The 16,025-nt window shown below is 60.9% G+C and carries 9 protein-coding genes; 5 read left to right on the top strand and 4 right to left on the bottom strand.

Features of this window, described 5'->3' with window-relative positions; all coding sequences use genetic code 11:
- Positions 1–5,034, bottom strand: a 5,034-nt coding sequence (locus tag ABIA90_RS44880; protein WP_354122298.1) for an AAA family ATPase, incomplete at its 3' end; no start/stop codon positions are given.
- Positions 5,035–5,821: 787 nt separating this feature from the next.
- On the opposite strand from ABIA90_RS44880, the gene ABIA90_RS44885 reads away from it, so the two are divergent.
- From ABIA90_RS44885 to ABIA90_RS44895, 3 genes are all read left to right on the top strand, one after another.
- Complete coding sequence (locus ABIA90_RS44885) at positions 5,822–6,037, top strand: hypothetical protein (RefSeq protein WP_354122297.1); 216 nt, start codon at positions 5,822–5,824, stop codon at positions 6,035–6,037.
- A gap of 354 nt (positions 6,038–6,391) precedes the next feature.
- Positions 6,392–6,577, top strand: coding sequence for a hypothetical protein (locus tag ABIA90_RS44890; RefSeq protein ID WP_354122296.1), 186 nt, complete (start codon positions 6,392–6,394; stop codon positions 6,575–6,577).
- Positions 6,578–6,593: 16 nt separating this feature from the next.
- Entirely contained in the window at positions 6,594–7,214 is a 621-nt protein-coding gene (locus ABIA90_RS44895) for a methyltransferase domain-containing protein (RefSeq protein ID WP_354122295.1), read from the top strand.
- Positions 7,215–7,594: 380 nt separating this feature from the next.
- On the opposite strand, the gene ABIA90_RS44900 is transcribed toward ABIA90_RS44895, so the two are convergent.
- Positions 7,595–7,837 (bottom strand): hypothetical protein, encoded by a 243-nt coding sequence (locus ABIA90_RS44900; protein WP_354122294.1) that lies wholly within the window; start codon positions 7,835–7,837, stop codon positions 7,595–7,597.
- A 365-nt stretch (positions 7,838–8,202) separates the two neighbouring features.
- On the opposite strand from ABIA90_RS44900, the gene ABIA90_RS44905 reads away from it, so the two are divergent.
- Positions 8,203–9,576: a helix-turn-helix domain-containing protein gene (locus ABIA90_RS44905; RefSeq protein WP_354122293.1), complete on the top strand. Its 1,374-nt coding sequence runs from the start codon at positions 8,203–8,205 to the stop codon at positions 9,574–9,576.
- Positions 9,577–10,137: 561 nt separating this feature from the next.
- Positions 10,138–10,938: a YiiX/YebB-like N1pC/P60 family cysteine hydrolase gene (locus tag ABIA90_RS44910; RefSeq protein WP_354122292.1), complete on the top strand. Its 801-nt coding sequence runs from the start codon at positions 10,138–10,140 to the stop codon at positions 10,936–10,938.
- Positions 10,939–11,224: 286 nt separating this feature from the next.
- On the opposite strand, the gene ABIA90_RS44915 is transcribed toward ABIA90_RS44910, so the two are convergent.
- A complete protein-coding gene (locus ABIA90_RS44915) occupies positions 11,225–14,404 on the bottom strand; it encodes an efflux RND transporter permease subunit (protein ID WP_354122291.1) in 3,180 nt (1,059 codons plus the stop codon).
- Positions 14,401–15,540 (bottom strand): efflux RND transporter periplasmic adaptor subunit, encoded by a 1,140-nt coding sequence (locus ABIA90_RS44920; protein WP_354122303.1) that lies wholly within the window; start codon positions 15,538–15,540, stop codon positions 14,401–14,403. The genes ABIA90_RS44915 and ABIA90_RS44920 overlap by 4 nt, the downstream gene beginning before the upstream one ends.
- Positions 15,541–16,025 lie beyond the last annotated feature (485 nt).

Raw genomic sequence — 16,025 nt, forward strand, 5'->3', positions numbered from 1 at the left:
GCGTGCTTCGGTCCCATAGGGAACGCCGGCGGCGATCGATTTTGTGAAGACTTCAGCGAGATGGGGAAGATCATCGGGATGTATCGTTCCGTTTGCGCCCCAGTTCCTCAGCTCTTCCAGTGACTGACCGCAATACTCAAAGATTTGATGATTTACGGCTTCGAGGTCACCATTCGGGGCCCAGACCGCAACGAGGCCCGGTATCCCGTCAATTGCAGAGCGCAAACTTCGCTCGCTTTCACGGAGCGCCTCCTCGGCACGTTTGCGTTCGGTCAAATCGAGCACGAATGCGAGGCCCTCGTCGCCTCCTTCTTTGAACAGAGTGGCGCCAATAAGCACAGGAACGCGGCTACCGTCTTTCCGAACATACTCCTTCTCGAAGGGCTGAACTATTCCGGTTGAGTTCAGTTCTGCCCGGGTCAACATGTCGCGCTCGCGCCATTCGGGCGGGGACAGCTCGGTCCAGTGCACGCGGCCCGAAACCAAGTCCTCGCGGTCATATCCTACGATATGTAGAAACGCGTCATTGGCCTCGAGGATCCGCCCTTCGCGGTCGGCAATGAGGATCCCAATGATGTTAGCATCGACCAAACTCCTGATCTTCCCTTCCCGATCCGCGAGGTCGTCATAAAGCCGCGAATTTTCGAGCGAGACTGCCGCCTGCGACGCAAGTACCTTCAACACTGTGACGCGGTCAGGTGTGAAAACGCGGGCCGTCAGGTTGTTTTCGAGGTAGAGTACACCGGCCAGTCTGCCGTGTTTGAGCAACGGCAGGCAGAGAATTGAACGGGCGTGATGCTGATGAATGTACTTATCGGCAGAAAACGGGTTCGCGGCTGCGGCATCGTGGAGAAGAACGCTCTCTTTCGTCCGGATCACGTAGTGTAGGATGGATTCCGGCAGATCCGCAGCGGTTACACTTGCTTGTCGCAGACTAACGGTCACCGTGTTATTGCCGGTCGTGACTTCCGCCTCAATCCGATACCCAATACCTACCGCAAGGATCAACAGACCTCGCTCGGCACCAGCGTACTCAATCGCTGTGCGCATCAGCGTGTCGATCAGCTTTTCTAGAACGATCTCGGCCGACACTGCTTGCGAGACTTTGATAACAGTAGCTAGATCCAGTTGTTCGACGGGTGCCCCGATCGTGCTTGTGGGGCCGGCAACCGGCTTTTCCTCCCTGAGGTGCGGAAACAACTCGTCGAGTTGGCGTACCTTGCCGTCGGCTCCCCAACGGATGTATGCGTACCGCGCGTCCTGCAGATAGGCATGCGCGATCTTCTTGAACCCGCGTGCGGCATAAAAGCGAGCGGCGACTTCGTTAGCGAGTGCCTCGTTGTGGACCAAGTCGTGCGTGTGTGCCGAGTGGATAGCGTGCTCGTAAAGACGTTCGGCATCGAGCGCGCGGCCTTCGATCCGGGCGATCTCCGCCCCGACGAGTGCGGCCCGGTTCTCGAAGTTCTCCGGGCAAGCCGTCGCCCAGACCTCGAGCTGTCGATGGTGCGCGGCTAGTGCCTTGACATGCTCCTGCCATTGGCCGGCCGCCGCGGGCTCGCAGGATGCCGCTCTGGAGAGCGCGCTGTAAAAGTGATATTCCGCGCATTCGAAAAAAGACGCCGATGTCGGCTGCAGCTGTTGCGCCCTCAATGAGGCCTCGAGAGCACCCGCATAGTCGCCAGCAAAGAAGCGTGCCTGCAGCTTGCGGGTCCAATACGAGCCCTCGGCCAACGCCAGATCCGGGTTCTTGCGGAAACGGGACTCCAGTAGGAGTTCGTCAAACTGCCCATCGTCAAAGCAACCGAAAATCGGCGTCAAGCCGCGGAGTGTCCGAATCAACCCAAGCTGGCCGGCGATGGAGTCAATCGCAAAGCCGAACCGCATGTTCCGCGCGAACGCAAGACCATGCTCGACCTCGACTTGCACGATATCGAGCGGGTCGCCCGCCGCGAGAAGATACGTGTTCAGGTGGGTGTAGTAGTACGCCGCAAAAGTGAGGTCACCTATCTGGTTTGCCGTCTCAAACGCACGCCGCAGCAGATCACGACCTTCCCGGACATGTCTCGTCCAGAACATGAGTAAGTATCCAAAGTTCAAATAGGTCCTAGCCTGGAAGCGCTTTAGCCCGCGCCGTTCGACCAGTTCATAGCCGAGACGGCCGAATTGAAGTCCCGCCTGGTAGTCGCCGAATTCCGGTCCAGCAAGCCTGGCAAGCACTGCATAGGCGTAGCAGGAGCCGTCACAATTGCCGCCCTCGAGGCTGAGATTGACTGCTCGACAGATGACCATCGAACGTAGTTTCGCATCCGTATAGTGGGCAGGCGGCCCGAGCTTCGTCAGCACATCGAGGGTCGCGAGCGATACGTCATCACTCATCAAAGGCAGATCAATCAGGCTTTCTATCGCGCGGGAGCCGAGTTGGGACCAGATCCGGTCATACTCGCGCCGAGCCTCGTCTTCCGTCGGGTGCGCCGACCAGTCGATACCCAGGTGGCGGAGATAGTCGAGACCGACTGCGATCGCGCGGCTGCCCTGATCCAGGGTCGTGTAAAGATCCACCTGCAGGCACGTGACGCGGGCTCGTTCGATCGTCGTTGCGGCACGGGCCGACAGCACCGCCAGGCGCTGCTCGGCTTCCGCCAGTGCACCAGTGAGAAACTCGCATTCGGCCCGGTGCAGCTCCAGCTCAAAGATCAGGTCGTGCTGGCGCTCCCAAGAGACTCCTGGCAACAGCGCCGCGCCGGAAAGCAGATAGCTCAGCGCCGAGGCATACGCTGTCGAGGTCTTGGCGCGTCTACCTGCTATGAGATTCAACCTCGCGACCCGCTCAAGCTGCTCAATTGACGTGATGAGATGGGAGCCGCGGTTGAGCTGATTGACGATTTCGAAGATCGTCTCCTCCAGCTTCTCCGGAGGGGTCTGCGCTGCGAGCAGCATCCCTATTCGGAGATGGGCTTCGGCACGCGATTCTTCCGGGATCAAGGAGTAGGCGGCTTCCTGGACACGGTCGTGGAGAAACTTGTAGGAATCTTCCGAACGAAAGATCAGCCCTGCTCGCACCGCTTCCCAAAGCTGGCCATGCACCTCCTCATCGGAGTCCTGGTAAACGATCCGCAACATGGTGAACCCTGCGCCGTTGCCAAGGCAGGCGAGCTTCTGCAACGCGTTTCGGGTTTCGGCGGACAGGCGGTTCAGCTTCCCCACCATAAGGTCCACCACATTGTCGGTGTAACCTTTGGCATAAATGCGATTCAGGTCCCAGCACCATCGCGCCTCGCCATAATCGAAAGTGAGCAATGCTTCGTCGGCGAGCGCAGAAATGAACTGAATAGCAAAAAGCGGATTGCCGGTTGTCTTCTCGTGGATCAGCTGTGCCAGCGGCGTGATTCTCTCCGGTTCGCTATGAACAGAATCCGCGATTAGTTGTCCCAAGTCTTCACAGGTTAGGGGTGCCAATACGATGTCCTGCAATATCGCTCCAGCTTGGCGCATCACTTCGAGCTTGCGCATCAGCGGGTGGATGGGATCGACTTCGTTGTCGCGGTAAGCGCCAATCAGCAACAGGTTCTGCACATCCGGCCGGGTCAACAGATCCTCGAGCAGATCGAGCGTTGCTGCATCGAGCCATTGGAGATCGTCGAGGAACAGGGCGAGCGGATGTTCCGGCCGCGCGAATACGCTGATAAATCGCCGAAACACCAGCTGAAAGCGACCCTGCGCATCCTGTGGCTGCAGCTCGGGGACCGGTGGCTGTTCGCCAATGATGTGCTTCAATTCCGGGACGAGATCAACAATGAGCCGACCGTTCGGTTCGAGCGCTTCGAGCAGCGCCTCCCGCCATTGCCGCAGCTCCGCTTCGGTCTTGATCAAAAGCGGGCGGATCAGGCCCTGAAAGGCCTGCGCAAGCGTGGCGTAGGGGATGTCGCGCTTGTACTGGTCGAGCTTGCCCGATGCAAAAAGACCGCGGGGCGGAACAAGTGTCTTATGAAGCTCGTTGACGACCGCGGACTTGCCGATGCCGGAGAATCCGGAAACCAGCACCAACTCCGGCCTGCCGCCGGCGACGATACGGTCGAAGGAGGCAAGCAGGGTATCGATCTCGGCTGTCCGACCATACAATTTCTCGGGGATCAGCAGCCGGTCCGGAGTGTCGTGTTCCCCGGGCGGGAATTCGTCGATATCGCCTCGGGTTTCCCATTCAGCAAGGCAACGCCGTAGATCTCTCTCGGCGCCTGCAGCCGTCTGGTAACGCTCCTCAGCAGTCTTGGCGAGCAGCTTCATAATGATCGCAGAGACGGAGCCTGGGAGGTTTTTTAACCGCTCGCTGGGCGGCACCGGCTTTCTGGCAATATGGCAGTGCACCCACTCCATCGGATCGGCCGCCGTGAAGGGCAGAACGCCCGTGAGCATCTGATATAGCGTGACGCCGAGGGCGTAGAGATCGCTGCGGGCGTCGATCGAGCGGTTCATCCGCCCGGTTTGTTCGGGTGCCATGTAGGCAAGCGTACCGGCGATGGTCTCGGGCGGCTCGGGCGCCTGCCGCTCGCGAGACAGGCGCGATGCGATGCCAAACCCGGTGAGCCGCACGTGTCCATCCGCGCAGTCCACCACAATATTAGCTGGCTTGATGTCTTTGTGGATGAGCCCGCGCTGATGAAGCTTGCCCAGAGCCGAGATAACAGCGATGGCCATGCGCAAGAAGCGTCCTACCTCCATGGGCCCACCGAGCAAACGGACGAGCGGCTCGCCGCCCGGATCATCGAGCACTAGCACGGTCCGACCGCCGTCGCGCATGAGGGCCAGCGGCCGCACCGCCCATGCGCTGTCGAGCTCATCTTTCAGCTCGTATTCGTGCGTGAGGCGATCGAGTCTTGACCGGGACGGGTTTTCGGCGGCAGGGGCGACAAGCAGCACGGCGAGCCGGTTGCCATTGTCGTCCAGTCGCCAGCCACGGCTGATCACGCGCTCGCCGTCCTCCCACAACACCTGAGAGCTACCGCCCGAGTAGGCGACGTCCAGCGACTGCTGCACCATCTGTCAGACTCCGGCGTCGGGCGTCGGCTTGAAGTCGGCTGATCGAGCTCTTCATGCGCTACACGCGCGGCCTCTCGCCGTCCTGGAGAAATCGTACTCCATCGCCCGAGAAATGCCAGCCGTCCCTTGGTCTTGCCGGATACGGCGGATGCGGATCCTCCTTCATTTTAGCAGAACTTTGGGGCGATTTGCCCGGCTTTGCTCGCTACGGCGGCCGCCGCTTACGCGTAGCTAGAGGCGACGATCCGCCCGAGAAACAGCACAAATGTGATGTGTGGATCGCAGCAAATCCAACGTTCTTGGTGCGGCGATTTTGAAGCCAGTGCTTGTAGAGTTGGAAATCCGTGCGGATGGCAGCCGGCGTGCCACGATGCTCTCGGTCATGTCTATGTTCGCAATCCTGATTGCCGAGAGGTGCAGGGCGTCGGCTGCGGTCTCGCGCCCCCCTCACGGCAGCGAGCGTTATTGCCGTGAAATTCGCTGGTAAAACTAAGATCTCAATAGCCGCGTGTAATACAGGAGCCCGGGTGATTGGAGCGTGAAGACCTCTTCGCGGCGGCCAAGAGTTCCGCTCGCGCGAAGCCTCGTGGAACGAGCGCCCGCACTCACGCCGCATGACCCCAGGCGTGCTTCAGCCGTTCCGATAACGGTCGGCTATCAACTCCATGGCGAGAGGTGATTTTCCTTTCAACCGGCTTGAACTCAATCTGCAACCCATCGTCGTCCGCCCTCGTCTACGGGCCGAAGTCGGCGTTCCGTTGAACGATTGCAGGCCAGGAGGCCCGACATGCAGATCAGAGAGACAATCGACAACCCCTCCACAGCCTCGACCGAGAGCCCGCCGGAGGATCTTATCGTGCTCGTGCACAGCGCCGGGATCCCCCTCGAAAGTGCAGCGCGCGTTCAGCGCGAAAGTGCGAGCCTGAGCCAATCCGGCATGGCTTGTGATCGAGGCTTTCGCCGGACGAAAGCGGTCGCGGGATCGCAGCGGGCGAAACTCTAGGACTCGTCCCGAGCCTTCGTATCACCGTCCCGCCCCTTTGAATTCCCGATCTCAACCTGCGCTCAATTGAGCCATTGGTGACAATCCCCTTAGTCTTAGGGCATCCGATCCGCACACAGGCCAAAAGGAGAGAACAATGTCTTACCTCTTGGAAAGTCACGGGTCCGACAAAGCCATGCGATGCGCAGTCTGTCAGGACGAATTTGGTCTGGTCCAGCGTTATTCGTGGCGAACGCCGCTTTGCTCTAGGAAGTGCGTCGATCGCTTCAAGGCGCGCCACCAGAGTGACCACAATTGGATGGGCTGGTTCCAACTCGTTTTCGACCAATCGCCCGAAAACCGCGCGAGGGCGTCATGACGCTTCAGATCTCACAACGAGGCAAAGGATATTTGAGGACCGCGCAGACTTTGCTTCGCACTGCCAAAGCCATGACGGACCGAGTGATTGCTGCTCAGCTAAAGGCCCTTGCCGACGACTACGAGCGGCGAGCCGAGAAGGCTTCGCTCGACGCTGCAGGGGATTGCTCGATCCGCCGCTAGCGAGCGAGGCAAGAACATGACGGTCCCGCAAGCTTTGATCGAGGCTGCAACTGCCTATGAGGCACTCTCCGCTCCGGCTCTTTTCCGGCAATGGGCCCCAATCGTGGCAGAAGCCGCGCGCATTAAATCTGGAGATCGTGTCTTAGATGTCGCGTGCGGCACTGGCGTGCTGGCCCGCGTGGCGGCAGCGCGTTCGGGTCAGACCGGCCATATCGTCGGCATTGACCCCCATACTGGAATGCTGGCGGTGGCAAAGGGTGTTTCGCCCGCAATCGACTGGCAAAAGGGCACAACCGAGGCACTGCCGCTCCCCGACTGCTCCTTCGACGCCGTTGTCTGCCAGTTCGGGCTCATATTCTTTTCTGACCGCAACATGGCCGTGCGTGAAATGTTGCGCGTGATGGTTCCCGGTGGACGCTGCGCGGTCGCGGTTTGGGACACCCTAGAGAATGCCCCTGCATTCGCTGCACTTGTGTCCTGCTCGACCGCATCGCCGGACAAGGCCGCTGACGGGCTCCCTTCGTGCTCGGGGACCGACAAGTGCTCGCCGAGTTCTTCGGCAGCGCAGAAGCCGAATCTATCAATGTCGCGACTCATCAAGGCACAGCACGGTTTCCCTTCGCGCACGAGTTCGTAGAGGCGGAGATTAAAGGCTTGCTGCCCGTGATGGGCGTTATGCTGCCGGAGCCAACAATCAGCCGTATCCTGGCAGAGGCGTAGAACGTTCTTGCGCGCTACGCTAGGTCGACGGGTGGCTTAGCGTTCGATGTATTCGCGCATGTAGTCAACTCGACGAAGCTCTAGCTGCCTCGACTTCTGTTGCCGGTCAAAAGCAGCAGTCAACGCAGCTATCGTACGAGGTCCGGTCCAGACAGGCGACGTGATCGGAGCGACTGTGGGCAGTGGCTGAAACGCGGTGCACGAAGCTCAAACAGCTTCGCCATTCCCATGCTGCGGCGGTTCACCGCCCTTTCTGCGCATTGGGCACGCGTCGGTCGCATGGGCAGGAGGGTGCACCTAAGCAACCACGGAATTAGCGCTCGGCGGCGCCTCGAGACCGCGGATCCGGTAAATCACGTCGCTGGCTAGATAGGCGTTCCTCACGATGCAATCGACCGCTTCTCGTACCTCGCCCAGGTCCGGCGGTCGATGATCCAGAAAGCGCCGAACGGCCTGGGCGTTAGCGACTATCGTCGCAATGCGTTGAGTTGCTTCAGCAATATTGTTTGATGCGGCGCCCACATGTCCAGTGTCGATCATAGTGCCCTCCATTGCATGTTCGGAGCGAAGAAGACCGCGAAGGTATGTCTGAAGGTGAACATCCCACGAATGATCTAGCTTCTCTTGGAGGGATTTGATCCGGCCCGGAGGCTCTTGCTTTTTTACCGGGACTTTTGATCTATTGTTGTGTCGGATCAGCGCTGCCAATAGGCGAAAAGAGTTCCGTCAGTTGCGGTGATTGCGCGGGTACTCCGCGCGGTGTACGTTGAAGGCGCTTAGACAATGCTTTTTTTGGTATCCGCGGTGCTTTGAGGGCGCCGTTCGCCACGACAGCGCGTTTCGTCATAGTCGCAAACTGGATGGCGCGCCGTTGCTATAAGATACCTCGTCAACCAGGTGCGGAGATGGGACTCTCGGAGCGCTCTGCAAGGTCGTTCAACACTATCGTGGGGCACGTTGAACACGTTTGCTCAGTTGCCGAAGGAGCGACGCCTCCGCCGGGGATAGAAGCGGTATCAAGTTCCTGGCAAAGATCAGCAAAAAAATACGGCCTCGATCCAATCGATAGCAAGTCGCCACGTATCCTCACGCCTGTTGAGCTGAAAAATTTTTGCGAACCGCTCGATAGGCTCATCTTCAGCGCCCAAGAAGAGATAGATCAGTTATACGAGGTTGTTCGCGAAGCTGGATATACCGTCTTGCTCTGTGATAGCTCGGGCGTCGCAGTCGCGCATCGCGGCGAACATACCCGAGCGAGGGAGTTCCAATATTGGGGAACTTGGCTCGGCGGGGTATGGTCCGAGGAGGTGGAGGGCACAAACGGCATCGGCACCTGCATCGTCGATGAACGGCCTGTTACTGTTCACAGAAGCCAGCATTTTAAGTCTAGACACATTAACTTGAGCTGCTCTGGCGCACCGGTGTTCGGAGTCGATGGGCGACTGATAGCAGTCTTGGACGTCTCCGCCATCGATCCCGAACTCTCCGAACGAGCGCACGCGCTGACCGGCGCGCTAACAGTACGATCAGCGCGCGCGATAGAAGAGCGATTTTTTCGTGAGCAGTTCCGTCGAGAGTGGATCGTCGCGGTAGCGCCGCCGGAGGGAGGGGATGCAGGCATGCTGCTGGCGATTGACGGCAACCAACGCATTGTCGGCGCAAACCGGGTCGCGCGCACGTCCCTCATGCTCGATGATCGTGGGCTCCGGGCGGGTATCAGCTTGTGGTCGATCTTCGAGCGGGACGTCGACCTCTTCCGGCGTCAAGACCGGACCGATATCACTGCGCGATTGCTGATCGCCGGCAGCAATGACAGTCGGCCCGCGCTTGTGACCCGCCCCGATCACCCTATGCGTGCCTCGAGCAATCCAACGAACTGCAACCTGCACACACGCCCGCGCATAGGCTCGATTGATGTTTCGACGCTGCCGCCAGCCCCGCAAGCATGGGGCGGATTGTCGCCCCGCGCGATGCGTCGGGTGCGGGAATACGTGGAAGTGCATTTGGGCGAACGTATCGATCTGTCGATATTGGCTGGAGTCGTAGGACTATCATTGCATCATTTTGCCCGACAATTTAAGCAATCCGTCGGGACGACCCCGCATGTCTATCTCATACAAAAGCGAATCGAGCGCGCCCAAGAGATGCTGGTTCAGACGGATCTCTCGTTGGCGGAAATTGCGATTGCCGTGGGCTTTTTCGACCAAGGTCATCTAGCGCGCCATTTCCGTTATATGCTCGGTACTACTCCTCGAGACTTTCGGTGGTCGCAACGCTAGAAACAAACGACGCTTTGGATCGCATTTGCCGAGATTTCGCTGAGGAGACGCGCCTGCGATCGTGATCCTGCAACTCGAACGTTAAAGTCTCTTTTGGGTTATTCTCGACGGAGCCAGGCTGTCCTGCCTGCCAATGGATGTTCGCTTTTACCCTGAAGCCACCTGATTATTGCGCGCACGCGAAGTGACGCGGAGGGCCAAAACCCGCAATCAGCCCCAATGTAAAGCCGGTAGACGCGCCGTGTGTCTTGATTTGTCGCTTCGGTCCGCCCCTGCGACCTTGCAAGCGCACTCGGGTGTAAGAGCAAGGCCACTTTTTTGATGGACCGATACCGTCGGGTGGCTGCCGGACTAAGTGCGACATTCCCCTCACTGGGAAGGGTCCGGGTCGTCAATTGTAAACCTAGGTATGGTCGTCTCAGACAAATGCAGCGCACAGATCGACCTCCGTGCAATGGCCCGGTCCATCTTTCCTGACTACGCTTGGATAACGACGGGACAATCGTCTGGAACTGCCATACGGGAAAGCGCCAAAAACGCAAGGAACGAGTGATGGGTTGGATGTTCGACAACGTCGAACACTTGATTGCCCGGCTGCAGAAGCCGGCCAATCACTGTGAGCCGCTCATCCCGGATGATGCGGCGAGGGCCTTACGCGACGCGCTTCGACCCGGTGACGTCCTGCTCGTCGAAGGCAAAGGTCGTATTTCCGGCGGCATCAAATATCTCACTCAATCGACATGGTCGCATTCAGCGTTGTACGTCGGGCCGTCGATAGCGGGCGCCGGAACCGGCGGCGAGCCCCACGTCCTGATTGAAGCCAATGTCGACGAAGGTGTCGTCTCGGCGGCTCTGTCGAAGTATTTGCATTGTCAAACCCGCATCTGCCGGCCAGTTGGCCTGAGCGAAGCGGACTGCGAACAGGTCTGCCGCTACGCATTCGAACGCATTGGTCTCGGATACGATTTCAAGAACATCATCGACCTCATGCGCTATCTATTCCCATGTCCGCTGACGCAGCGTTGGCGTCGCCGGGCCATCGCGCTCGGCTCCGGCGATGCGAGCCGCATCATCTGTTCGTCGCTGATTGCGCAGGCATTCGAGGCCGTGCGTTACCCGGTCCTGCCCAAGATCACGTACATCGAGAATCAGTCCGCGCGGCGCGAAATCGCCGCGATCCGTCACTCATCACTCTACGCGCCGCGCGACTTCGATTTATCGCCCTACTTCATGGTGGTGAAGCCCACACTCGCGCGCAGCTTCAACTATAAAGACATGCAGTGGGCCGATCGTCTTCCGGTTCACGCCGAGCAAGTCACATCTACGCCGGAGATAGAACGCGCGATCGCCGTAGTGGCATAGCCCGAATTTCCGGTGAGGTGAGGCCAGACTATTGAATGCCAAACCAGTTGAGTAGTTGCGTTGCCCGTCCGTCAACAAATTACCGGTGGCATCAGAGGTCTGCCCTGATAGATTGGTGAGCTGGTTAAGATTATTATAGTTCGCAGCTCGCGTCAGAGCGCTCGGATAGACGACCGAGCTGTCACTGCTCTCGGATAGAGCATTAGTGAGGTTCCCGCGCGCGTTCCGCACTCCTCAGGGTGATGCAGATAGTATTCCGGTCGTCGCGCATCGGCGTCACCACGACTCATTCCGCCGCGGCCGCGGTCGTCTGGATCGGCTTGCCCTCGTTCTTGCCTTCCGCGAGGTTCCGCACCACCACATAGAAGATCGGGGTGAACAGCAGGCCGAACAGGGTGACGCCGATCATGCCGAAGAGCACGGCAACGCCGACCGCCTGCCGCATCTCCGAGCCGGAGCCGGACGATATCACCAGCGGCAGCACGCCGAGGATGAAGGCGAAGGAGGTCATCAGGATCGGCCGAAGGCGCAGGCGGCAGGCGTCGATCACGGCCTCCAGCCGCGGTTTGCCTTCCTTCTCGATATCGCGCGCGAACTCGACGATCAGGATCGCGTTCTTTGCAGCTAACCCCACCAGCACGACGAATCCGATCTGGGTGAGGATGTTGACGTCCTGCCCCATGATGCGCACGCCGATCGTGGCGGCCAACAGGCACATCGGTACGATCAGGATCACCGTGAGCGGCAAGGTCCAGCTGCCATATTGCGCGGCGAGCACGAGATAGACGAACAGCACGCAGATCGGGAACACGAGCAGGCCTGCATTGCCGCCCGTGACCTGCTGGTACGACAGATCCGTCCATTCGAAGGTGAAGCCGCTGGGCAGGGTGTCGTCCGCGAGCTTCTTGATGGTGTTGAGCGCGGTGGTCGAGCTGGTGCCCGGCGCCGGCTCGCCCTGGAGCTCGGACGCCGCATAGAGATTGTAGCGCGCGACGCGGTCGGGGCCCGAGACGTCCTTGAACTCGACCACGCTGCCCAGCATCACCATGTCGCCCGAGGCGTTACGCGTGCGCAGGCGCGAGAGGTCGCTGGGTTCTTTTCGGAACGGGAAGTCAGCCTGCGCGGTGACGTGATAGGTGCGGCCGAACAGGTTGAAGTCGTTGACGTAGGTCGATCCGAAGTAGGTCTGGATCGTGTCGTTGACGTTCGAGATCGGCACGCCGAGCTTCTGCGCCTTGGTGCGATCGATGTCGACGAAGAGCTGCGGCGTGTTAGCCGAGAACGGGGAGAACACCGTGGGGCCGAGCAGCAAGGGCGATTTGCGCGCCGCGGCAACAAGCTCGTCGGTGGCCGCGGCGAGCAGCTCCGGCCCGCGGCCCTGGCGGTCCTGGATGCGGATGGTGAAGCCGCCGCCGGTGCCGATGCCGGGCACGGCCGGCGGCGGAATCACGATGATGAAGGCGCCCTGGATTGCGGCCAGGCGCTTGCGCAGTTCGACCGTGATGGCGTTCGCAGACAATCCCTTCTTCAGCCGCGCTTCGGGCTCGTCGAACACCGGAAACAGCGCCGCTGCGTTGCCCTGCTGCGTGCGCGTGGCCCCCGAGAATCCGGCGAAGACGGCAACACGGATGATGCCCGGGGTATCCAGCGCAATCCGCTCGATCTCGCGCACTATCTCGGTGGTGCGCGCGAGTGACGCCGCGCCGGGCAATTGCACGGAGACGATGACGTAGCCGCGATCCTGCGCGGGAATGAAGCCCTGCGGCGTGGTCGCGATCAGCCAGCCGGCGCTGCCGATCAGCACGACGTAGATCAGCAGCATCGCGACGGAATGACGGATCACGAAATTGGCAAGGCCCGCATAGCCATGCGAGAGCCGGTCGAACACGCGGTTGAAGACGCCGGTGAAGGCACCCCACGCCCGCGCGATGACGTTCCAGGCAGCCGGCGGTCGCTTCTCTGCGTGCGGCGTGAGGATCAGCGAGGCCAGCGCCGGCGACAGCGTCAGCGAGCAGAAGCAGGAGATCGCGGTCGCCACCGCGATGGTGACGGCGAATTGCTGGAAGAATTGCCCGGAAATGCCGCCGAGGAATGCCGTCGGCACAAACACGGCGCAGAGCACCAGCGCAATCGAGACCAGCGCGCCGCCGACCTCCTCCATGGTTTTGAGTGCCGCATCGCGCCGGCTGAGGCCGTGCTCGAGATGCCGCTCGACATTCTCGACCACCACGATGGCGTCGTCGACCACGATGCCGACCGCGAGCACGAGGCCGAACAGCGTGAGATTGTTGATGGAGAAGCCGAGCGCCGCCATCACCGCAAAGGTGCCGACCAGCGAGACCGGAATTGCGATGATCGGGATGATCGCCGGACGCCAGCCCTGCAGGAACACGAGCACCACGACGACTACGAGCAGCATGGCCTCGTAGATGGTCTTGATCAGCTCGTGGACGGATTGCGCGATGAACTCGGTCGGATTGTAGCCGATATTGTAGTCGAGGCCTTTCGGAAAACTCTCCTTCAGCTTGACCATGGTGTCGGAGATGCTTTTCGCGGTCGCCAGCGCATTCGACCCGGGCCGCTGGGTCACCAGCATGCCGACCGCCGATTTGCGCAACAGGAAGCTGTTGGTGGAGTAGGAGAGCGCACCAAGCTCGATGCGGGCGACGTCGCGCAGGCGCACGGTTCGGCCGTCCGAGCCGGCCTTGATCAGGATATCCTCGAACTGGCTCTGATCCTTCAGCCGTCCGGTGAAGACGAGGTTCGGCTGGAAGGCGCGGTCGGCGATCGGCGGCTCGGCGACCTGGCCGCCCGCGATCTGGATGTTCTGCGCGCGGATCGCGGCAATCACCTCGGTGGAGGTCAGGCCGAGATTGGCGATGCGGTCGGGGTCGAGCCAGAGCCGCATCGAATAGTCGCGTGCGCCGAAGATCTGGATGTCGCCGACGCCGTCGATCCGCAGCAGCTGGTCACGGACCTGGAGCAGCGCGTAGTTGGAGATGTAGAGCTGGTCGAACGTATCGTCCGGCGACAGCATGAACACGACCATCAGGATGTCGGGCGAGTTCTTGCGCGTGACGACGCCGTTGCGCTGGACCTCCTCGGGAAGCCGCGGCTGGGCGATTGCGACGCGGTTCTGCACCAGCACCTGCGCCTTGTCGAGATCGGTCCCGAGCTTGAAGGTGGCGGTGATGGTGAGCTGACCGTTCGAGGTGGCCTGGCTGTAGAGATACAGCATGTCCTCGACGCCGTTGATCTCCTGCTCGATCGGAGCTGCGACCGTGTCGGACACGGTCTGCGCCGAGGCGCCCGGATATTGCGTGGTGACGACGACCGTCGGCGGCACCACTTGCGGATATTCGGAGACCGGCAGCGTCGTATAGGCGAGCGCGCCGACGATCAGCAGCACGATCGACAGCACCATCGCCAGGATGGGCTGGTTGATGGAGAGACGGCCAAGGTTCATGACTTGTCACCGGACTTGGCCGGCGCTGGCGCGGGAGACGGAGCGACCTTGGCGCCGACGCGGGCGCGCTGGATGCCGTTGACGATGACGCGGTCCTCCGCCTTCAGCCCCTCGCGGATCACGCGCAGGCCCTCATCGAGCGGACCGAGCACCACGGGGCGGGCCTCGACGGTGTCGTCCGGCTTCACGACGAACACGATCTTGCGGGACTGGTCGGTCGCGACCGCGACGTCGGGAATCAGCAGCGCCTCATAGGGCGCGCTGCCGATCAGCCGGACGCGGCCGAACTGGCCCGGCAGGATCGAGAGATCGGTGTTCTTGATCACGGCGCGGCTGCGCAGCGTGCCGGTGGAGACATCGAGGCGGTTGTCGAGGAAGTTGATGGTGCCCTCATGCGACGGTTTTGTCTCGCCGGCGAGCGTCACCTGCACCGAGTTCGCGGTGTCGCGCGAGCTCGGGCGGCGGCCTTCGAACCACAGCTTGCTGTATTTGATGAAGGTCGCCTCATCCATGTCGAAATAGACGTAGATCGGGTCGAGCGCGACGATCGAGGTCAGCAGCGTCGAGGTGCCGGTATCGCTGCCCTGCACGAGATTGCCGGGGCTGACGAGATGGCGGCTGACGCGGCCGGTGAGCGGCGCGGTCACATGGGTGAACTCGATATTGAGCCGGGCAGCCTTCAGCGCACCTGCGGCCTGCGTCTCCGCGGCATGAGCGGCCTGCAAGGCCTGGCGGCGCTGGTCGACAACCTGCTCGGAGACAGCGCTGGTCTGGACCAGAGTCAGCCCACGGTCGAGTTCGCGCTTGGCAAGCTCCACCTTGGCACGCGCGTCGGACAACTGGCCGTCCGCCTGCTCGGCCACCGCCTCGAACGGGCGCGGGTCGATGACGTAGAGCAGGTCACCCTGATGCACGATCGCGCCGTCCTGGAACTCGACGGAGTTGACGAAGCCGCCGACACGGGGGCGCACCTGCACCTCCTCGACCGCCTCGAAGCGGCCGGTGAACTCGTCCCAGTCGGTGACCGTACGCTTGACCGATTGCGCGACTGTCACCGACGGCGGCGGAGGCGCGGCCTCCCGCGATGATGCCTTCTCGTCGCAGCCAGCGAGCGCCAGCGCGAACAGCAGACTGATCGGTGCGCCGCCGCATCTTGGAAGGCGACGAAACGAACCGCGATCGAGCCGAGCTGCCGGAGCCGGATGCTCCGTTCTGTCAGTCGTGGTCACTTCCGTCACTCCAAGGACCTAGAATGTTGCACTCAAATTTGACAGGTCGCACTGTTACCGTCGGCCGGTCTCGATACCGGCCGCAGCGCTCGCATCGCTGTTCCGACGCCGATCTCGAACTTGAGTTCAGTGCGGCCGAGACCAAGACTCGGACCTTGGCTCAACCGGCTTCGTCGTCAAATTGGATTCGAGTGCTTGCCAATGCACTTCCCGTAATGTCAGCGTGACCATAGCGCGACGATTTCGATTACGTCGTTGCTTTGCATATTGACCCACTGCCTTCTTATTCTTCCATCGTGTTCCGCGTGTCGATCGCGGAACCGCAAGTTTCGACTCGACGCTGCTCTGGAGAATAACCTTGCAACGCCGGCGACGGAAATCACCTCTCGCCA

The sequence above is a fragment of the Bradyrhizobium sp. LA6.8 genome (assembly GCF_040547935.1).
Classification (GTDB): domain Bacteria; phylum Pseudomonadota; class Alphaproteobacteria; order Rhizobiales; family Xanthobacteraceae; genus Bradyrhizobium; species Bradyrhizobium barranii.